Below are 20886 nucleotides of genomic sequence, written 5' to 3'. Positions count from 1 at the left end.
CTGAATCGAAAAAACTTTTTATGTTGCTTCATTCAATCAAGCTGACTGAATAAAGAGAAAAAAATCATGATTTCTCAAGTTAATATGGTGCCAGTGTACTTGGGTTCTACATGCGCGCTGCAATCTGGAATTCGATTTATGCGAGTGAGCTCTAAGCTATACTCTTTTTTATTTAAACGTGTTGAGCTGGGTGGCTTATCAAATGAGTGATACTGTGTCAAAAAAATATGATCAATCCTTATACTCTGCCCACAATAGACTTTTTTTCAGGCTGTTTCAGGTGGGGAATACGCTGGATCGCAAATGCTCGAATGAACTGGGAATTTCTCCAGTGCATTGGGCTGTACTGGGAGCCTTGTCTCGGCCGCGGGTAAAATCAGGGATGTCATTTTCTGATTTGACCGAATACCTCGGTGTAAGCCGGCAAAATCTGGACGCAGTTTTAAAACGTCTGGAACGTGATGGTCTGGTTGAACGGATTATCAGTGAGCAAGACAGACGTGCTAAAAATGTCGCGCTGACCAGCGAAGGCTTTAAAACCTGGGATAGTTTGCAGAATGATTTTTTTGATTTTTATGGACAGGCTTTGAACAAGCTGACTTTTGATGATGCCATTACTCTGATTCACCTTCTTAATAAAGTAAATGATGGTTTAAAAAGTATTTATCTGCATCAACAAACAGATCAATAATAAAAAATAGACATACGGTTTTAAAAGATGTAGATAAAAATGAGCCTGTATCCAGGCTCATTTTTTTGCATTTAAATTAATTTAGGCCTTTTGAGGATCGTATTGACGGTCTTTGATGAAAATTCCAGATACTGCACCACATAAGAAATAGGCACCGCCCATGATCAGGAAGCCTAAACCGATTGATCTGCCACTTGCAGACAGCGTCAAGCCGGCACGTTGTAGTGCTTTTTTAATCGCTTCAATAGGGCCTGCACCTATGATGCGTGGCTCAATGCCAGCAGCTGCAGAAGACAGGATGCGAGAAAGGTTTTTAAGCCATACTGTTCCTGAACTTTTTCACTGCCGATCATCAGTGCTGCAACGCCGTCATTGATTCCTGAGGCATTACCCGCAGTCACCACACCACATTCAAACAGTGGTTTTAACTTGGATAATGCTTAAAATGTTGAAGATGCACGTGGATGCTCATCTTCAGTAATTTGTTTAGGTGGTAATTTGCGCCCTTGTGAAACTTCAATCGGGGTAATTTCACCTTCAAAGAAACCGGCTTCTTTCGCCGCCTGATATTCTGCCTGTGATGCAGCGGCGAAGGTATCTGCCTGTTCACGGCTAATGCCAAATTCTTCTGCAACATTGTCACCTGTTTCCGGCATGCTGTGTGCGCCAAACTGTTAACATCAGTGTTATTCCTTTAACTTTTTAATTAATATGTAGTATGGACAAGTGGAAGGCCGAGTTGGACACGGCGACGCAACCACGGACTTGGACGGTAACGCTGATCACGGGTAATTGCAGTCATGCGCTCCAGAATTTTCATAATTTTTTCAGCACCCAGCACATCACCCCATTCAATTGGGCCATGCGGATAACCGAGGCCTAATTTCACGGCAATGTTAATGTCTTCTACCGTAGCTACGCCTTGCTGGGCAATATCACAACCAAGGTTCACAATCATCGCCAAAGCACGCTGCGCCACAAAGCCGACACTTTCCTGAATTGTGCTCGCAGTCACGCCATCCAGATTAAAAATCGATTGTGCGGCATGAGTCAGTTCAGGCTTGGTCACAAGAGTTGGCATTAAAGTGCGATGTTTATTCAGACCATACAGCAGGTCGATGCAGACCACTTGCTGAGGTGTCACCTGATAACGGACAGCGGCTGAAGTTGCATCTTCACCATAAGTGGCAATTAAGATTAAGGCATCTGCCGAAGGTGTTTCAGTTTGTTCGATCTGAATATTGAACTGTTGCAGATACTGCTCAAGCGCCTGACGATCTTCACTATATTCTGTGCCTAGCCAGACTGCTGGATAGTGATCGAGCTTTTCAACCAGTGTTGGAGCCACATCACCTACTTTGCTACCTGAAGTGTAATCATAGAAGCCTTTACCGGTTTTACGACCGAGCTGTTTGGCAATAAAGCGTTGACGGGTAATCACACTTGGACGGTAACGTGCTTCTTCATAATACTGGTGATAAATCGATTCACTCACCGGATGCGATACATCCATACCGGTCAGATCGCCTAGCTCAAAAGGTCCCATTTTAAAACCGATCCCATCGCGGTAAATCCGGTCAATCTCATAAAATGGCGTGACATTTTCATTCAGAATGGCATAGGCTTCACTGCCAAAGGCCCGACCGGCATGGTTAATGATAAATCCTGGGGTATCTTTGGCTTTGACCGGGCGATGTCCCATCTTGATTGAAAGTTGAGTCAAGGCTTCCAGAATATCGGAATGAGTATTAAAGCCTTCAATCACTTCCACCACTTTCATCAGTGGTACCGGATTAAAAAAATGATAGCCGGCCACACGTTCCGGCTGACTGCAATTGGCAGCAATCGCACTGATCGATAATGAAGAGGTATTCGATGCCAGAATGGCTTCCGGTTTTACAAGCGCTTCCAGTTGCTGCATCAGCTTTTGCTTGATTTCCAGATTTTCGATAATCGCTTCAACAATCAGATCACAATCTTTCAAGTCTTCTAGCTGCTGCGCGATTGATAAATGGGCAATATCTTCAGCTGCTTTTTCGTGGCTAAACTTGCCTTTATCGGCCAGTGTATTCAGTGTTTTAGCCAGTTTTTCCTGCGCCTGTTCGGCTGCACCGGCTTTGGCATCAAATAACACCACATCATGCCCAGACTGAATGGCAATCTGGGCAATGCCTGCACCCATCGTGCCGACACCAATGATGCCGATTTTCTGAATCTGAATACTCATGCTTATCGTCCCTGATAATTCGGTTTACGTTTTTCGATAAAGGCCTGCATACCTTCTTTTTGATCTTCTGAAGAAAACAGTATCTGGAAAGACTTACGTTCTAGGGTAAGTCCAGCATTGAGCGGCACATCTTCGGCCAGTAATGCCACTTCCTTGATTTGTTCCAGTGCAATTGGCGGCAATTTTGCCAGACCTTCGGCCATCTTGATGGCAGTGGCAAGGGTTTCATTGTCCTCGGTCACTTGAGAGACCAGGCCAATTTGATAAGCTTCCGGCGCAGGTACCAGACAACCGGTCATGATGATACGCATGGCATGGAATTTACCCACTGCACGGAATAAACGTTGAGTGCCCCCTGCACCCGGCATCACGCCCACTTTCACTTCAGGTTGACCGAACTGGGCACTTTTTCCAGCAATAATAATATCGGCATGCATCGCCAGTTCACAGCCACCACCCAGCGCATAACCATTGACTGCAGCAATGACAGGTTTAGAACATTGTGCAATCGCCTGCCAGTAACGTTCGGTACGGCGCTGCATCATCTGGATGGTTTCAGCGGTAGCCAATTCTTTCAGGTCTGCACCCGCTGCAAAATCTGTTTCGCCACCGGTAAGAATAATGGCACGGATATTTTTATCATCATTGAGTTGTAAAAAAGCAGCAGCAAGTTTCTGACGCACTTCTGTATTCAAGGCATTTTTTGCTTCAGGCCGATGAATTTTAACCATCGCCACATGCGTCGAGATTTGCTCGATCTGAACGACCTGTTCCATTAAAATCTCCATTTATTTTGTATAGCGAATTTTTCTTTTTTATAAAGCAGCTGCTTTTTCAGTAACTCAAACAGCTTTCTTGTTTAACTAGTCAATCAAGTTTTTTTAATCGAAATAGAGTAAAAGAACCTGTTTAATTTATGATTTTAAATCACTCATTTCGTACTACAGAATCAGTGGTTTAAAATCAGTTCTGGTCTTTTTTAATTAGATATGAGCAATAGAAAACCTGAAGATAAATTTACGTTAATAAGATATCCTGCATTCTTGAATGATTTTTTCTGCTGCACCCAACTGAAACATCAGAGTCTGATCATTATTGAGCTAAAGCAAATAGAACTATCATCTCAAAAGTGCGTATAGAGTTAATATAATGACCACTATCAGGCTTACAAGTAGCTTTTTACAGATATGAATCACAACAGCATCTGGCTGCCCAAAACCCATTTTAGCAGTACGTCAAAAAAACCATTTTCCGATTGTTATAAAATGTTTAAACGATCTATTCCTTGGTTGTTTGAGCATCAAATCAACGGCTTTTTATCAAAAATGCTAAAACCAGATTACACCCAAAACTGGGTTGGTTGACTAAATTAAAGCCAGCCAAAACTTACGAGCCAGCATCGCTGGCTCAATGTTGCCCTATCTTTAATTACAAAATGCTGCGATTCCGGTTTGAGCACGACCCAGAATCAAGGCATGTACATCGTGAGTACCTTCATAGGTATTCACCACTTCCAGATTGACCAGATGACGGGCTACGCCAAATTCATCAGAAATCCCGTTACCACCCATCATGTCACGTGCCAAGCGTGCAATATCCAGGGCCTTACCGCAGTTGTTGCGTTTGATCAATGATGTTCCTTCGACTGATGCAATACCTTCATCTTTCATACGACCAAAACGTAAGGCGACCTGTAAACCAAGAGCAATTTCAGTTTGCATGTCCGCCAGTTTCTTCTGGATCAGCTGATTTGCAGCGAGTGGTCGACCAAACTGTTTACGATCCATGGTGTACTGATGTGCGGTATGCCAGCAGAATTCTGCTGCCCCCATGGCACCCCAGGCAATGCCATAACGCGCACTATTCAAACAGGTAAATGGACCTTTTAGACCACGCACTTCCGGGAAGGCATTTTCTTCTGGAACAAAGACGTTATCCATCACGATTTCACCGGTGATCGAGGCACGTAAACCGACCTTGCCATGAATCGCAGGTGCAGACAGCCCTTCCCAACCTTTTTCCAGAATGAAACCGCGAATGTCACCGACATTACCCTCAGCAGAGACTTCTTTAGCCCAGACCACAAATACATCGGCTATTGGACTATTGGTAATCCACATTTTTGCGCCAGTTAAACGGTAACCACCATCGACTTTTTTGGCACGGCTAATCATGCTGCCCGGATCTGAACCATGATCTGGCTCAGTCAGACCGAAACAGCCAATATATTCACCGGTGGCCAATTTTGGTAAATACTTCTGTTTTTGCTCTTCAGAACCGAATTCGTTAATCGGCACCATTACCAGTGAACTCTGTACGCTGGCCATAGAGCGATAACCTGAATCGACACGCTCGACTTCACGCGCAATCAGACCATAGCTGACATAATTTAAACCGGCACCGCCGTACTGTTCAGGTATGGTTGGGCCCAGTAAACCAAGCTCACCCATTTCACGGAAAATAGTCGGATCGGTTTTTTCATGACGAAACTGTTCCAATACACGCGGCATCAGTTTGTCCTGACAATATGCTGCTGCCGCATCACGAATCATGCGCTCTTCTGAAGTCAGTTGTTGTTCGATTAAAAACGGGTCTTGCCAATCAAATCTAATTTTTGTCGTCATTTTAATATTTCCCTATTTTAAAATTATGTGTTTAGGCTGTTGCCTGTTTAATCATTTCACGCGCAATAATAATTTGTTGAATTTGGGTCGTTCCTTCATATAAACGGAATAAACGCACATCACGATAGAAACGTTCAATTGAATATTCACTGATATAACCTGCGCCACCATGGATTTGCAAGCAGCGATCAGCGACACGGCCACACATTTCAGTGGCAAACATTTTGGCGCAAGAGGCTTCCGTCGTCACATTCTGGCCGGCATCACGCTTACGTGCCGCATCCAGCACCATACATTTGGCTGCATAAATTTCAGCTTTTGAGTCGGCTAACATACCTTGAATCAGCTGAAAATTCGCAATCGGTTGGCCAAACTGTTTACGTTCAACCGCATAATTTAAGGCATCTTCCAGCATGCGTTCTGCCATACCCACGCTATAACCGGCAATATGCAAACGACCTTTGTCGAGTACGCGCATGGCCGTCTTAAAACCGATGCCTTCAACGCCACCAATCAGCTGGTCTTGATGCACACGGCAGTTGTCAAAAATCACATCACAGGTATAGGAACCATGTTGGCCCATTTTCTTGTCAATTTTGCCTAGACTCAAGCCCGGTGTGCCTGCTTCGACCAGAAATGCCGAAATACCGCTGGCACCTTTAATATCCGGATTGGTACGGGCCATGACCGTAAATGTCGTTGCACGCGGTGCATTGGTGATAAAACGTTTGGTGCCATTTAAAAGATAATAATCACCCTCTTTGACCGCACTGGCCTTTAAAGAGGCTGCATCAGAACCGGAATCTGGTTCAGTCAAACAGAAAGAGCCAATGATTTCGCCAGTTGCATAGCGTGGTAAATATTTCTGTTTTTGCTCTTCTGTTCCATCAATGATGATGCCGCTCGAACCGATGCCATTATTGGTTCCAATCAGAGAGCGAAATGCAGCCGAAGTTTGACCAAGCTCCATCGCAACCAGAATTTCCTCTTCCATGGTAATCCCGAGACCGCCGTATTCTTCAGGAATCGTCAGACCAAACAGTCCCAGTTTTTTCATCTGCTCCACAATATGTTCAGGAATAGCATTACTTTCTTCCACTTCATGCTCAAGAGGAACCAGCTCATTTTTGACAAAATCTCGAATCGTCGAGAGAAGTTGATCGAGCATTTCTGGATCGCGAATCATAGGAATCTCCATTTATATCGTCTGGGTAAATTCCTTTACCCTTTTATTTTTTGTTTCGTATTACGAAATAAATAACCATAAAATCAAGATTTCAGCAAGTAAATTCGTCAAAAAATTTATTTTTTATATAAAAACGAAATTTATCTGACTTTAAAATAGATTTAATATAAAATAATATTTCGCAATGCAAAATTATTATGTTTTTAAATTCTGATTTTTCGATGGTGTTTTTATGTGTTGAAAGCGTTCAGAACTCAATAAAACCCATTGTTTGATGAAAGGATTTATTTAAAAAGTAGACCCGCTATTTCGTGTAATTATTTACGTGTATGGCAACTTTTGGCGCACATCAGAGTAAAACTTAGTCATTATTTATCTATAATTTAATTGTTTTATTTTGTATCGTGAAATGAAGTTGCTATGATATTCCTTAATTTACTTTCTATTTCTGTAGACCATGACTAAAAATAAAACAGGTGAAATACCTAATTTTGATGAAATTCGCTTAGATCCAATCTCGCATATTCATCGCGAAAATAATCCACAGTTTATTGCCTCTATTGCCCGTGGCCTTGAGATTCTAAGATGTTTCTCTGCAACCAATCAGTTGTTGGGCAATCAAGAAATTGCACAAATGACCAATTTACCAAAACCAACTGTGGCGCGTATTACCAGCACTCTGGTTTCTTTAGGTTATTTAAAACAACTTCCAAATACGACTAAATATTTACTCGATGTCGGTGTGCTGGCTCTGGGCTATTCTGCGTTAAGCAATATCTCTGCACGAACTCAGGCTTATCCATTTATGGAAGAAATGTCACGCTATGCACAGGCGCCAGTGGCGATGGCAACACGTGACCGTCTCAATATGATTTACCTGGAAGTCGTACATACAGACACCACCTTAACCATGCGCCGTTCAGTGGGTTCAACCTTACCGATTCATTCGAGTGCCATGGGACGTGCCTGTCTGGCGGCCATGGAGGTAAAAGAACGTGAATATTTATTTGATGCCATTAAAAAAAGAAATGAAGATCAATGGACAACGATTAAACGAAATCTAGAACGCGCCATTCGCGATTATCAGGATTATGGTTATTGTTTATCCCTCGGAGACTGGGCGAAGGATGTGAACTCTGTAGCCGTTCCTTTGATTCATCCTAAACATGGTATTTTAACCTTTAACTGTGGTGCACCAAGTTACTTGTTAAATCAGGAAAAACTTGAAAATGAAATTGGACCGCGTCTGATTCATATGGTAAATAGTATTGCTATGAACCTGAATAATATATAAGGCTTTTATAAAGATCATAGGGCGATATAAATCGCCCTTTATTTTTTGATTATTCTTTAAATAGCTATTAAAAATCTTCATTTTATAAAAAGTAGGGCATCTCTTGTTGCCTGATTTTAACGTAATTTATGTATATGCAAAAAAGAGCCCATTCTGAAATGAGCTCTTTTACAGATTTTAATCTCAGCCAAAACTTGGCAGAAGTCCCTGTTTATTTCGCCACAAACTTGGCACGCGCAGCATGCAGTTTTTTATAGCTATCAATCAGGCGTAAATGACGATCCAGACCTTCAAGCTTCATACTGGTTTCGCTCAAACCATGGAAACGTACTGTGCCTTCAACTGAAGCCATAACCGCATCCATACGTTCATCTCCAAACATACGGCGGAAGTTATGTGCATAATCTTCCAGCTCCATATCATCATCGAGCAGTACTTCAAGCACGACATTCATGCACTGGTAGAACAGGCCACGTTCAACGGTATTGGTATTGAACTGCAAGAACTGCTCAACCAGATCCTTGGCTTCTTCAAATTGCTGTAAAGCGATATAAATCAAGAGTTTTAGCTCAAGAATAGTGAGCTGTCCCCATTCGGTATTTTCATCGAATTCAACCCCGATCAAGGTTTTGATCTCGGTATAGTCATCCAGCTCACATTCTTCCAGACGCTCTACCAGCGCCTCAAGCTGTTCTTCATCCAGACGATGCAAGTTCAGGATATCTTCACGGAATGCCAAAGCCTTGTTGGTATTATCCCAGATCAGATCTTCGACCAGATAGATTTCAGAATAGCCTGGCACCAGGATACGACAAGCCGTTGCACCTAAATGTTGATAAACCGCCATATAGGCTTCATGACCGAGCTCTTCCAGAATGCCGAATAAAGCTGCAGCTTCATCTGCATTGGAGTTTTGACCATGGTTGGTGAAATCCCATTCCACAAATTCATGATCTGCTTTGGCACTAAAGAAACGCCAAGACACCACACCGCTCGAATCGATAAAGTGTTCGACATAGTTGTTCGGTTCAGTCACGGCATTTGAGCTAAAAGTTGGCTTCGGCAGGTCATTCAGACCTTCGAAGCTACGACCTTGCAGCAATTCAGTCAGACTGCGTTCAAGTGCCACTTCAAAATTTGGATGCGCGCCAAAAGATGCAAACACACCGCCAGTACGCGGGTTCATCAAGGTCACACACATTACCGGGAATTGACCGCCTAATGAGGCATCTTTGACCAGCACCGGGAAGCCCTGTTCCTCTAAACCTTTAATACCTTCAACGATTTTTGGATATTTCGCCAGCACCTGTTCAGGTACATCTGGTAAAGCCAGTTCACCTTCAATAATTTCACGCTTGACTGCACGTTCAAAGATTTCAGACAGACATTGCACCTGAGCTTCAGGCAAGGTATTCCCTGCACTCATCCCGTTACTCAAGTATAGATTTTCAATCAGATTCGATGGGAAATAAACCGTTTCACCATCGGAGTGACGTACAAATGGCAGTGAACAGATACCACGTTCAGTATTGCCCGAGTTGGTGTCATAAAGATGCGTACCCAATAACTCATCTTCAGGATCATAAATTTCAAGCGTATATTCGTCTAAGACTTCCTGCGGAAGTTCGCCATTTGGACCCGGCTTAAACCATTTTTCATCCGGATAATGTACAAATTCTGCATTGGCAATGTCTTCACCCCAGAACTGGTCATTATAGAAAAAGTTACAGTTCAAGCGCTCGATGAACTCGCCCAGTGCAGATGCCAGCGCACTTTCCTTGGTTGACCCTTTACCATTGGTAAAGCACATTGGCGACTGTGCATCACGAATATGCAATGACCATACATTTGGTACGATATTGCGCCATGATGCGATTTCAATCTTCATGCCCAGACCGGCCAGAATGGCAGACATATTGGCAATGGTTTCTTCCAAAGGCAGATCTTTGCCCGGAATGAACGTGCTGTTTGCAGAGGCCAGACTTGGCATTAACAAGGCTTGCGCATCGGCATCAATGCTTTCGACTTCTTCAATCACAAACTCAGGGCCAGTCTGGATCACTTTCTTGACCGTACAACGGTCAATCGAACGTAAAATGCCCTGGCGGTCTTTTTCTGAAATATCAGCTGGCAGTTCAACCTGAATTTTAAAAATCTGTTTATAACGGTTTTCAGGATCGACAATATTGTTTTGTGACAGGCGAATATTTTCGGTCGGAATATCACGTGCTGCACAATATACTTTGACAAAGTAAGCTGCACAAAGTGCCGATGAGGCCAGAAAATAATCGAATGGACCGGGTGCAGAACCATCGCCTTTGTAACGAATCGGTTGATCGGCAATCACCGTGAAGTCATCAAATTTGGCTTCTTGGCGCAGATTGTCGAGATAATTGACCTTGATTTCCATGTGGACACCTAAATGTTCTTATGTGCCGCCATGGACAAATAAGATGCTGAATCTGAATGTACAAGCCGAATCACGCAGGAGAACTTGACTTAAAAATAAATCAGGGTAATAACGTAGTCATGAGACTACGGCGAACCCTTTAAGAATGGGCGCTATTATAGAGTCATTTGATGAAATTGATAACGTTTGTGAGTTTTTCTGCGATATTTTCTATAAAGCTAAGAAATAGGAACAACATGAATCAACACATTTAAAATTTGTGACGATCCATGTGTTGCTTTTAATATCGAATGAGCGCTTCTGATGTAGCTTTAAAATATGTATAGACAGATTAACAATAATTTCATCTTCTAAGCTTTAAGGCCTTAAAAATCATAGCTTAAACCGAATAAAGCCAGATTTCGCTGCTTGTCACCGTAGCGGTCATAGCCCCCCAGCAGATATTCGCCTGACACACTTAATTGAGGCAAGATTGCATAACTCAGTCCAGCAGACGCATAACGGAAGGCATGCTGTTTTTGGGTATCGCCCAGTTCTCCACCTTCATATTTGCCTTCATCATTAAAATAGCTACCTGCAGCAGTCAGACTGGCATTCACACGATCATTCAATTGATGGTTCAGATTCAGCGTATAAAAGGTATCGCCCTGATTGGCATAGGCCACATCATAAAGATAGGTCGATACGCTCGCGCCAATACTGGTTTTTTCATCCAGCATACGGCTGACATTTAAACCCAACTCATTACCGGTGGTGTTTTCGCCCCCTGGATAATAGTAGGTGGCATTCCAGAAATCCCAATCATAATGTTCCGAGCTGTGCGTATAACCGACCAGAAAATCATGCTCGAATTTATCGGTGCTATGCCCTTTGCGTCCTTGCACCTCAGCATAGGAATAACCCAATGTAGAACCCCAATAGCCCACATAAAAGTTGCCATAGGCCAAATTCAACCCTGCTTGTAGTGCAATATTATCGTCTTCCGGTGCATTGCTTAAACCACGTGATACATATTTAGACACCACGCTCAGGTTGCCACTTGCTTGTATTTGATTATTTTGAACGTCATTTGCAAAACTACAAATACTGGAAAATGTGACACAGCCGAAGAGCAAGGTTTGATTTAAGATTCTCATAAAATATAAAATTCTTTTTAGGTAAATAAAAGGGCTGAACACATGATGCAGCCCTACTTAAAGATTGATTAATATCAAAATATACAGCTTATTTTAACGCATAATTAATATAAGTTTATGCCTATTTCCACCTGTAAAATAGAAATTTCAAGCTTGGCTTGAGACTCGAGCTGCCTGATAAAACGGCGCAGTCGATGCAGCTAAAGCCGGATTTCCCCGAATATGATCTGCCAGTTTCTCGGCCATCATGATGGTAGTGGCATTCAAATTTCCGGTAATAATTAAGGGCATGATGGAAGCGTCAATGACTCTGAGACCCTGCATTTCATGTACCCGGCCATAACCGTCCACAACTGCCATATCATCCTCGCCCATTTTACAGCTAGAAGATGGGTGATATGCGGTTTCAGCATGATTACGCACAAACTCGTCAATTTGGGCATCTGTCTGTACAGCTTGACCCGGACTGATTTCTTCACCCCGATAAGGATCAAGTGCTGGCTGGTGCATAATTTCCCGGGTAATCCGGATGGCATCCCGGAATTCGCGCCAATCCTGCTCGGTACTCATATAGTTAAATAAAATACTTGGATGCTCAAACGGATCTTTGGATTTGAGTTGTATACGCCCGCGGGAGGGTGAACGCATCGAACCGACATGCGCCTGAAAACCATGCTCATGAATGGCATTGGTTCCATTATAGTTGATTGCAATCGGCAGGAAATGATACTGGATATTGGGCCACTCGAACTCGTCGGAAGAACGGATAAAGCCGCCTGCTTCAAACTGATTACTGGCGCCAATACCTGTGCCTAGAAATAACCATTCAGCACCAATCATCGGCTGGTTATACCACTTTAAGGCGGGATAGAGACTGACCGGTTTTTTACACTGGTATTGCAGGTACATTTCCAGATGATCCTGCAAGTTTTCGCCCACACCCGGCAAGTCCTGAACGACTGTAATGTCCAGACTTTTTAATAATGCGGCAGGACCCACACCTGAACGCTGCAAAATTTGCGGGGAAGCAATCGTCCCGGCACACAGCAGAACTTCTTTATCGGCAAAGACCTGAATGGGTTGTAAGGCATTTTGACCTTCAAAATATTCCACGCCAATCGCCTGCTTCTGGCTAAACAGAATTCTATTGGTCATGGCATGGGTAATAATAGTGAGATTGTCGCGCCCTTTGGCCATATCCAGATAACCGCGCGCGGTACTGGAACGGCGGCCTTGCGGAGTCACGGTACGATCCATCGGGCCAAAGCCTTCCTGCTGATAGCCATTTAAATCGTCCGTTCGTGGATAACCGGCCTGTACACCAGCTTCGATCATGGCATGAAACAGCTCATTATTATCATTTTTTGGTGTTGCGACTGAAACTGGCCCGGCATCGCCATGATAGTCATTGCCGCCAATATCGCGTGTTTCCGCCTTTTTATAATAGGGCAGACATTCTGCATAGCTCCAGTGTTCCAGACCTTTCAAGCTGGCCCACTGTTCCAGATCCATGGCATTGCCGCGGATATAACACATGCCATTAATCAGCGATGAGCCACCAAGGCCTTTACCACGTCCGCATTCCATGCGGCGATTATTCATATGTGGTTCAGGATCGGTCAGATAGGCCCAGTTATAACGGCGTCCCTGTAAAGGATAAGCCAAGGCTGCCGGCATCTGGGTTCTAAAATCCAGACGATAATCCGGCCCGCCCGCCTCTAATAGCAAGACTTTGGTATCCGGATCCTCAGTCAATCGAGCAGCCAGCACATTTCCGGCCGAGCCTGCCCCGATAATAATATAATCGTAATTCATCAAGCGGAGACCTCCTTATGCGCTAAACACGGACTGGAATGGGCTCAATTCCACCTGAACCGATTTGGTCTGGGTATATTGCTGCAAGGTCATAATTCCGTTTTCACGCCCTACGCCCGAGTGTTTATAACCACCGACCGGCATTTCCGCTGGAGATTCGCCCCAGGTATTTATCCAGCAAATTCCGGCTTCAATCTGGTGAATGATACGATGCGCACGGGCAAGGTCAGGCGTGACAACGCCCGCAGCCAGTCCGTACTCGGTCGCATTGGCACGGCGAATGACTTCCTCTTCAGAGTCATAGCTTAAAATACTCATGACTGGCCCAAAGATCTCATGCTGGACGATACTCATATCATCCCGGCAGTCACTAAATACCGTGGGCAAGACGTAGGCACCTTTGGCCAAATCACCTTGTGTGGCACGGCCACCACCACAAAGTAATCGTGCCCCTTCGATTTTGCCCTGCTCGATAAATTTCAGTACTTTCTGCATATGCGCAAAACTAGAGACTGGCCCAAAATTGGTTTCCGGATCGAGCGGATCGCCTATACGGATATGAGGAATACGCTGCAAGATTTTTTCTTCAAAAGCCGCTTTTAAGGTATAGGGAATGAATACCCGGGTGCCGTTGGTACAGACCTGACCTGAGCTGTAAAAATTGGCCATCATGGCAATGTCAGCGGCAAGATCAAGATCGGCATCTTCACAGATAATCAGTGGGGATTTTCCACCGAGTTCCATGGTGACTTCTTTCAGACTCGAATCTGCTGCTTGTGCCATGACTTTTTTGCCCGTCGCAACACCACCAGTAAACGACACTTTGGCAATATCCTGATGCGCAGTTAAGTAACCCCCAATTTCGCCACTACCCGTCACGACATTAAACACACCATGCGGTACACCGGCTTCGGTATAAATCTCCGCCAGTTTGAGTGCGGTTAAAGGTGTTGTTTCACTGGCTTTGAAAATCATGGCATTGCCTGCTGCCAGTGCAGGTGCAGATTTCCATAGGGCAATCTGAATCGGATAGTTCCAGGCGCCAATGCCGGCCACAACACCCAAAGGTTCACGACGGGTATAAATAAATGAAGTCTCTCTCAGCGGAATTTGCTGTCCTTCGAGGGCTGGCAAGATGCCGGCATAATATTCGAGGACATCTGCACCAGTCGCAATATCTACCGTAGAGGTTTCACTCCAGGCTTTACCGCTGTCGAGACTTTCAATACGCGCCAGTTCATCACTACGTTCGCGTAAAATAGCGACTGCTTTATTTAAAATCCGGGAGCGCTCGATCGCCGTCATTGCAGCCCAGACCTTCTGCCCTTTTTGTGCAGATTCGACGGCACGATCAATGTCTTCTTTGCTGCAGATCTGGATTTCCGCCAGGATCTCACCAGTTGCAGGGTTGATGCTTTCAAAGCTGCGATGCGATGTTGCATCGACATATTGGCCGTGAATATAAGGACGCTGTAAATGATAGGTAGTCACTGTAATTCCCTCGCCTATTTGTGTGATTTCAATTGCTGCTGGATAAACTGGCTACACAGTTCGACCGGCATTTCTGGATCAATCTCGCCACTGATCAGTGCGCCGCGTAACCAGAATCCGTCGATCAGTGCAGCCAGTCCTTGAGCCGCTGTTTCTGCTTCTGATTGGGACAGCACTTTCATAAATTCGTATTTAAGATTGGAATGTAAGCGGTAATGGTTAACCTGTTGCAACCGATGCAAGTCCGGTTGATGCAAGCTGCTCGCCCAAAATGCCAGCCAGACTTTCATAGCGGCCTTATTGGTTTGAGGTGCAGCAAAATTACCCCGTACAATGGCAAGCAAACGTTGCTCAGGTGTGGCATCCACCTGGGTCTGCATCTCTGCCACGGTTTTACCTAACTGCTGCAATAAATAACGCATTGTTGCTTCAATGAGGCCATTTTTCCCGCCAAAATAATGGCTTATGATGCCGGTCGAAACACCGGCACGTTGTGCAATCTGGCTGATTGAGGTTTCTGCAAAACCTAGTTCATTTACAGCAGCTAGGGTCGCGTCAATAAGCTGTTGACGGCGGATCGGTTGCATACCAACTTTTGGCATAAGACTAACCTGAATAACGAATCTATAAATCGGACTCATGCTGCAATAGCAGAATGAGGTAACATTAAAAAACGTTTTTTTAATTGAACGATCAATTAATAAAAATTATAGTGCCTAGCAACCTCAGATGTACAGCGCAGTTTGTTTTGGATTTGCAAATGTTTGTAATTGATTCGGCTTTGACTCTTTAAGTGTCGAACCCTGTGTCAAATCGAACTGCGCTGTAAATCACATGACAATAAAACTACGGTCACAGATTTATGCAAAAGAAAACTGAACAAGTGCAGGATAGTCTGAATAAAGTGGTGTTTTATGTTTCAGCAACACTTATTCTGCTTTTTTCTCTCGTCACGATTTTATTCAATCAACAGGCCAATCTGGTCATCACCAATATTCTGAACTGGGTCAGTCGTACATTTAGCTGGTATTACCTGCTGGCTGCCACTTTGTATCTGGTGTTTATTATTTTTATTGCCTGTTCACGTTATGGGGAAATTAAATTAGGGCCTAAACATTCCAAGCCTGAATTTAGTTTATTAAGCTGGTCAGCCATGTTGTTTTCTGCCGGAATCGGGATTGACCTGATGTTCTTCTCGGTGGCGGAACCTCTCTCGCATTATATGAATCCACCCGTCGGTGAAGGCCAGACTTTCGAGGCGGCTCGCCAGTCCATGGTCTGGACCCTGTTCCACTATGGTTTAACTGGCTGGAGCATGTATGCACTGATAGGTGTGGCCCTGGGCTATTTCAGTTATCGTTATAACCTGCCACTGACCATCCGTTCAGCACTCTATCCGATTTTTGGTAAAAAGATTCATGGTCCGATTGGGCATACGGTCGATACTGCGGCAGTACTCGGCACGATTTTCGGTATTGCGACCACCTGCGGTATTGGTGTGGTCCAGCTCAATTACGGCCTGCATGTGCTGTTTGATTTACCGGAAAACCTGTGGGTACAGACCGGATTAATCGCAGTCGCGGTGATTATTACCATTATTTCTGTTGCCTCCGGGGTCAATAAAGGCATCCGCGTCCTTTCAGAAATTAATATTTATGTCTCGATTGGCCTGTTACTGTTTATTTTAATGATGGGCAATACCGAATTCTTGCTGGCCGCCCTGATTCAGAACTTTGGTGACTATATCAGTCAGTTTCCAAAGCTGTCCTTAACCAGTTTTCCATTTGAGCAACCTAAAGAATGGATGAATAGCTGGACTTTGTTCTTCTGGGCCTGGTGGATTGCCTGGTCTCCTTTTGTCGGGCTGTTTCTGGCGCGTATTTCACGTGGACGAACCATCCGTGAGTTTGTCGCCGGCACCTTGATTATTCCCCTATTATTTACCCTGACCTGGTTATCTATTTTTGGTAATAGTGCACTCCATAGCGTCATGTTTGATGGCAATACTCAACTGGCGACCACAGTCCTGGAAAATCCGGCACATGGTTTCTATGACTTGCTGGCGCAATATCCTGGCTTTAGCTTTATCGCAGGGATCGCGACCATTACCGGTTTGTTGTTCTATGTCACTTCTGCGGATTCTGGCGCTTTGGTACTGGGGAATTTCACCACTAAATTTACCAATATCGAGCATGATTCACCGCGCTGGCTGAGTATTTTCTGGGCCATTGCGATTGGCTTGCTGACTTTGGCGATGCTGATGGCCAACGGTGTTACAGCCTTGCAAAACACCACCATTATTATGGGACTGCCTTTTAGCTTTGTGATTTTCTTTGTCATGGCGGGCCTGTATAAATCCCTGCGTCTGGAAGATTTCCGTCAGGCCAGTACCAGTATGAATGCGGCACCTGTGGTCGGAAACGTGGACATCTTTAACTGGAAAAAACGGCTGAGTCGGGTGATGTTACATCCAAGCCTGCCCCAGACCCGAAGCATGCTAAATGAGGTGTGCAAACCGGCTATTGAGGCTGTTGCAGCCGAACTCATCACTAAAGGTGTGCATGTTGATGTACAGGAAAAACCGGTAGAGGATGAACCGGAACTCTATCATCTGGATCTGATTATTCAGCTCGATGAAGAAGAAAATTTTGTTTATGAAATCTGGCCGGTGCGTTATGACACCCCAAACTTCAGTTCGCGCGGGAAACGTGCCAAACGTTATTACTATCGTCTGGAAAGCTATCTGTTTGAAGGTTCGCAAGGCAATGATCTGGTCGGTTATAGCAAGGAACAGGTCATTAACGACATTCTGGATAAATATGAACGTCATATGATGTATCTGCATATTAACCGTATCAGTCCGGGTACACGCCCGCTGTTTCCAGACCGTGAAAATTAATACCGTCCAAGGCCCTAGAAGGAATCGATAATGTCAGAAAGCTTACATGCCTTTGCCCTGTTCTTCTCTTTACTCAATCCATTTTTGATGAGTATTTATATGCTCGGAATTATCCGTAATTCCGAAGCCAAAGTCTTTAACATGGCATTGATTCAGGGCAGCCTGATCAGCTTTATCGTCTTTATTATTTTTGCCAAGACCGGTGAAGCCTTTTTTCAGGAAGTACTGCATGTCCGTTTTGAATCCTTCCAGATTTTTGGCGGAATCATTTTTCTGGTGATTGGTTATCGCTATGTCTTTGAAGGTGCCGATACCATTGGCGTGATGCGCGGCGCACCTCATCATCTGGCAGGCACCATTGCCATGCCCTTTATGATTGGGCCGGGCACCATTTCAGCGGCGGTGATTACTGGAATTCAGCTCAGTTTATGGCAAACCATGCTGGTGATTTTTCTTACCCTGTTTTTGACCTGTAGCCTGCTGATTCTGATGAAATATCTGCATGATCATTTGCAGCATAAATATTCCAACTACATAGATTTATATGTGGATATAGTCGGGCGTGTTGCTGCACTGCTGATCGGTACCATTGCGATTGATATGATTGTCACTGGCGTGACTGGAATTATCCAAAGTTAATGGTTGAATTAATCATATATAAAAAAGAGCGGACTAATCTCCGCTCTTTTCTTTACGCTTGTAACAGTTTCAAGTTTAAAACTTGAAAGACACACCAGCATAGGTCGAGAATCCTTCGCCTGGCGAAGATCGCGCCACATCCTTCCCTTGATCATTTAGACCTGGAATCACCACAGCAGCATATTTTTCATCGGTGATATTCTTGAAATTGATCCAGGTTTTCCATGATTGGTGTTCTGGTGCATAACCGAGATCAATGCCCCAAATCTGGTAATCATCACTAAAGCGGCTATTGGCATAATCATGCGGCATTTTGGACGCATATTCGGTATTCACGCCGATATAAAAACCATTATGCATGGCATAACTGAGCTGTGCCTGATACAAATGTTTGGGTATTCCCGGCAACTGGTTTTCGCCATACAGCGGATCATTTTTGTATTGGAAATCGCTCAGTGTATAGGCCTGTTGCAAGCGTAATTCGCCATATTTAAATTCATGCAATGGTGTATCCAAACTGAGTTCGACGCCTTGATGAATGGTTGGTGTGGCATTTGCTTCTACACTGATTCTTTCATTTTTGCTTGAACCCTCTCCATAATCCTTAATCATTTCAGACGTTAAAAGTTCATTTTTAACTTTAGAATAATAATAGCTGAGCGCCCAATCGCCAAAGCCTGATTGGCCACGTCCACCCACTTCAAGACTATTAGCGGTTTGCGTTTCTAAATAGATTGGTGCACGTACTCGATTTGATGCAGCCCCACTTTCTTTAGAATAGTAATAAGGTGATGACCATGCCATCGCCCAAGGATGAGCTGGTTCGATGCTGCGGCTTAAATTGGCAAACCATTGTACAGAGTCATTCGGCTGATACATTAGGCCAATACGAGGAGCAAAATTCCATTCATAACGACTGACTTTAGGATCTACATAAGGACCTGAATTTGGATCAGGAATAATATTTGCATAAGTCACTTCACTTTCACGATGGGCATAGACTGCTGCAAGACCCAGATCTAGGGAGAGCTGGTCATTGAGCGCCGTCTGCTGATCAAATTGCAATACATTGTCTGAACCACGATAGGTATAACGGCGTGTGACCGTATCTGCCGGATATGTTTGATTACCAATTTCTGTATTAAATCTTAAAGTTTCCGTTACACCACTGTTTGGACGATGGGTGGTACTCCGTAAGGCAATACGCCCCTGATGTTCCAGACCTAACAATTGATAGGGCTTTTCATACTGAATACGTGCAGTAATATCTTCATAATCGACATTGGTACGATAGCGACTTTCACGTAAGTCTAACGGATAATGATGATATGCCAGACTAGCAGTCAATTTTGCATCATCCTGTAAATTCCAGGTGGTGGTGTTGGCGAGCCAGGTACTGCCCGGCTGGATACGTTTGGCATCAATTCCTACAAAATTAGGATCAGCTACTTCAGGATTGTTTTTTAATTGTTCCTGGGTAATACGCCCCGGTGTCAGATGTTTGCTTTCGCGGTAACGGGCATAAAAACGGGTTTCAATGTCCGGGCTAATCTGGTAGCCGAGATTAAAAGCCAGGCCTTTGCCATCACCTTTGGCATGATCCTGAATTCCGTCAAACTGGTTACCCGTTAGTGCCAGATAATAATCCAGCTGATCCAGTTTACGGCCGGTACTGAACTGATATTTTTGATAACCATGACTGCCTGCCTCATACTTCAGTTCAGAACCATTCTGCTCGGCACCAGTCTTGCTTTTATAGTTAATCGCTCCGCCTAGCGCCAGCGCCCCCTGTTTAAAACCGTTTGCACCGCGATAGACGCCGACATGATCAATCCACCAAGGCTCTAGTAATTCATAAGCGGTGCCGCCCGGCCCGGTAAATGGAATGTCATCAATCAGCACAAAGGTACCAGAGGCATGCGCACCTGATGTCCGGTTAATACCCGAGCCACGGATAGACACTTTGGCGCCTTCATTGCCCGGGGATTGAGCATAGATACCGGGTTGCAGACGAAATACATCGGCATTATTTGCAATATGTTGATGTTCAAGCTGCTGGGCTGAAATAAAATTGGTTCCACCTGAGGTTTGCGCAAGCTCGGTCTGGTATTGCTGCTGCGGATCTGTCTGTTCAGCACTGACCACGATGGTGTTGAGTTGTTGCACAGGATGCTGGCTGCGAGATGTTTCAGCATAGACAGCACTGGAAAGAACTGAAAGGATCATCAAGCTTAGCGGTTTTTTGTTCAGCGGAATTGTTCTCGTGCTCATATCGGGTTTATACAATCCTGTATACATGATCCTAATCCTAGAGGGATTCTGGTTTTAAAAATTATGCTGTAGCATAAATGAACAATGCCGAATCAAGGCATTATTTTCTGCCAAAAAACTGACTGATCAGCGTATATTTTTTGATGTAATTTTGGTATTTTTTGATTATACAACTTGCAAGATAGCCACCACATCCTCACAAG

At 44.3% G+C, this 20886-nt stretch carries 15 protein-coding genes and 1 pseudogene; 4 read left to right on the top strand and 12 right to left on the bottom strand.

The window, feature by feature from the left end:
- Window positions 1-202: 202 nt before the first annotated feature.
- Window positions 203-691, top strand: a complete 489-nt coding sequence (locus FTU82_RS03825) for a MarR family winged helix-turn-helix transcriptional regulator (RefSeq protein ID WP_180101031.1) — start codon at window positions 203-205, stop codon at window positions 689-691.
- Window positions 692-772: 81 nt separating this feature from the next.
- On the opposite strand, the gene FTU82_RS16140 is transcribed toward FTU82_RS03825, so the two are convergent.
- The 6 genes and pseudogenes from FTU82_RS16140 to FTU82_RS03800 all read right to left on the bottom strand — a co-directional run bounded on the left by FTU82_RS16140 (window position 773) and on the right by FTU82_RS03800 (window position 6728).
- Window positions 773-901: a hypothetical protein gene (locus FTU82_RS16140; protein WP_257223936.1), complete on the bottom strand. Its 129-nt coding sequence runs from the start codon at window positions 899-901 to the stop codon at window positions 773-775.
- A pseudogene (locus FTU82_RS03820) lies at window positions 893-1365 on the bottom strand (3-oxoadipyl-CoA thiolase); the annotation flags it as partial. The gene FTU82_RS16140 and the pseudogene FTU82_RS03820, both read right to left, overlap by 9 nt.
- A 32-nt stretch (window positions 1366-1397) precedes the next feature.
- Entirely contained in the window at window positions 1398-2918 is a 1521-nt protein-coding gene (locus FTU82_RS03815; protein WP_180101030.1) for a 3-hydroxyacyl-CoA dehydrogenase, read from the bottom strand.
- Between the two features lie 2 nt (window positions 2919-2920).
- Window positions 2921-3694 (bottom strand): enoyl-CoA hydratase, encoded by a 774-nt coding sequence (locus FTU82_RS03810; protein WP_180101029.1) that lies wholly within the window; start codon window positions 3692-3694, stop codon window positions 2921-2923.
- A gap of 648 nt (window positions 3695-4342) precedes the next feature.
- On the bottom strand, window positions 4343-5542 hold the full coding sequence (locus FTU82_RS03805) for an acyl-CoA dehydrogenase (protein ID WP_180075843.1): 1200 nt from the start codon (window positions 5540-5542) through the stop codon (window positions 4343-4345).
- 31 nt (window positions 5543-5573) lie between these two features.
- Complete coding sequence (locus FTU82_RS03800; protein ID WP_180075844.1) at window positions 5574-6728, bottom strand: acyl-CoA dehydrogenase family protein; 1155 nt, start codon at window positions 6726-6728, stop codon at window positions 5574-5576.
- 457 nt (window positions 6729-7185) lie between these two features.
- Here FTU82_RS03800 and FTU82_RS03795 point away from each other — a divergent pair, with 457 nt between their 5' ends.
- Window positions 7186-8022 carry an IclR family transcriptional regulator gene (locus tag FTU82_RS03795; protein WP_180075845.1) on the top strand — a complete coding sequence of 279 codons (837 nt, stop codon included), beginning with the start codon at window positions 7186-7188 and terminating at the stop codon, window positions 8020-8022.
- Window positions 8023-8233: 211 nt separating this feature from the next.
- On the opposite strand, the gene FTU82_RS03790 is transcribed toward FTU82_RS03795, so the two are convergent.
- From FTU82_RS03790 to betI, 5 genes are all read right to left on the bottom strand, one after another.
- A complete protein-coding gene (locus tag FTU82_RS03790) occupies window positions 8234-10432 on the bottom strand; it encodes an OsmC domain/YcaO domain-containing protein (RefSeq protein WP_180101028.1) in 2199 nt (732 codons plus the stop codon).
- Window positions 10433-10797: 365 nt separating this feature from the next.
- Complete coding sequence (locus FTU82_RS03785) at window positions 10798-11568, bottom strand: hypothetical protein (protein WP_100357599.1); 771 nt, start codon at window positions 11566-11568, stop codon at window positions 10798-10800.
- 147 nt (window positions 11569-11715) lie between these two features.
- Entirely contained in the window at window positions 11716-13383 is a 1668-nt protein-coding gene (gene betA, locus FTU82_RS03780; protein WP_180101027.1) for a choline dehydrogenase, read from the bottom strand.
- A 15-nt stretch (window positions 13384-13398) separates the two neighbouring features.
- A complete protein-coding gene (gene betB / locus FTU82_RS03775; protein ID WP_180101026.1) occupies window positions 13399-14874 on the bottom strand; it encodes a betaine-aldehyde dehydrogenase in 1476 nt (491 codons plus the stop codon).
- Between the two features lie 14 nt (window positions 14875-14888).
- A complete protein-coding gene (gene betI / locus FTU82_RS03770) occupies window positions 14889-15476 on the bottom strand; it encodes a transcriptional regulator BetI (protein WP_180101025.1) in 588 nt (195 codons plus the stop codon).
- A 260-nt stretch (window positions 15477-15736) separates the two neighbouring features.
- Between betI and FTU82_RS03765 the strand changes: the two genes are divergently transcribed.
- Complete coding sequence (locus FTU82_RS03765) at window positions 15737-17773, top strand: choline transporter (RefSeq protein ID WP_159138107.1); 2037 nt, start codon at window positions 15737-15739, stop codon at window positions 17771-17773.
- 30 nt (window positions 17774-17803) lie between these two features.
- Window positions 17804-18412: a MarC family protein gene (locus FTU82_RS03760; protein ID WP_005170876.1), complete on the top strand. Its 609-nt coding sequence runs from the start codon at window positions 17804-17806 to the stop codon at window positions 18410-18412.
- A gap of 75 nt (window positions 18413-18487) precedes the next feature.
- On the opposite strand, the gene FTU82_RS03755 is transcribed toward FTU82_RS03760, so the two are convergent.
- Window positions 18488-20683, bottom strand: coding sequence for a TonB-dependent receptor domain-containing protein (locus FTU82_RS03755; RefSeq protein ID WP_180101024.1), 2196 nt, complete (start codon window positions 20681-20683; stop codon window positions 18488-18490).
- Between the last annotated feature and the right edge of the window lie 203 nt (window positions 20684-20886).

The sequence above is a fragment of the Acinetobacter sp. YH12151 genome (assembly GCF_013418355.1).
GTDB classification, from domain to species: Bacteria; Pseudomonadota; Gammaproteobacteria; order Pseudomonadales; family Moraxellaceae; genus Acinetobacter; species Acinetobacter pseudolwoffii.
This window is presented reverse-complemented; position numbering and strand designations above follow the sequence as displayed.

What these genes read in the sequence shown, in the direction of transcription:
- FTU82_RS03825 (WP_180101031.1), top strand. Translation starts at nt 203, where the DNA reads ATGAGTGATACTGTGTCAAAAAAATATGATCAATCCTTATACTCTGCC.
- FTU82_RS03815 (WP_180101030.1), bottom strand. Translation starts at nt 2,918, where the DNA reads ATGAGTATTCAGATTCAGAAAATCGGCATCATTGGTGTCGGCACGATG.
- FTU82_RS03810 (WP_180101029.1), bottom strand. Translation starts at nt 3,694, where the DNA reads ATGGAACAGGTCGTTCAGATCGAGCAAATCTCGACGCATGTGGCGATG.
- FTU82_RS03805 (WP_180075843.1), bottom strand. Translation starts at nt 5,542, where the DNA reads ATGACGACAAAAATTAGATTTGATTGGCAAGACCCGTTTTTAATCGAA.
- FTU82_RS03800 (WP_180075844.1), bottom strand. Translation starts at nt 6,728, where the DNA reads ATGATTCGCGATCCAGAAATGCTCGATCAACTTCTCTCGACGATTCGA.
- FTU82_RS03795 (WP_180075845.1), top strand. Translation starts at nt 7,186, where the DNA reads ATGACTAAAAATAAAACAGGTGAAATACCTAATTTTGATGAAATTCGC.
- FTU82_RS03790 (WP_180101028.1), bottom strand. Translation starts at nt 10,432, where the DNA reads ATGGAAATCAAGGTCAATTATCTCGACAATCTGCGCCAAGAAGCCAAA.
- FTU82_RS03785 (WP_100357599.1), bottom strand. Translation starts at nt 11,568, where the DNA reads ATGAGAATCTTAAATCAAACCTTGCTCTTCGGCTGTGTCACATTTTCC.
- betA (WP_180101027.1), bottom strand. Translation starts at nt 13,383, where the DNA reads ATGAATTACGATTATATTATTATCGGGGCAGGCTCGGCCGGAAATGTG.
- betI (WP_180101025.1), bottom strand. Translation starts at nt 15,476, where the DNA reads ATGCCAAAAGTTGGTATGCAACCGATCCGCCGTCAACAGCTTATTGAC.
- FTU82_RS03765 (WP_159138107.1), top strand. Translation starts at nt 15,737, where the DNA reads ATGCAAAAGAAAACTGAACAAGTGCAGGATAGTCTGAATAAAGTGGTG.
- FTU82_RS03760 (WP_005170876.1), top strand. Translation starts at nt 17,804, where the DNA reads ATGTCAGAAAGCTTACATGCCTTTGCCCTGTTCTTCTCTTTACTCAAT.
- FTU82_RS03755 (WP_180101024.1), bottom strand. Translation starts at nt 20,683, where the DNA reads ATGAGCACGAGAACAATTCCGCTGAACAAAAAACCGCTAAGCTTGATG.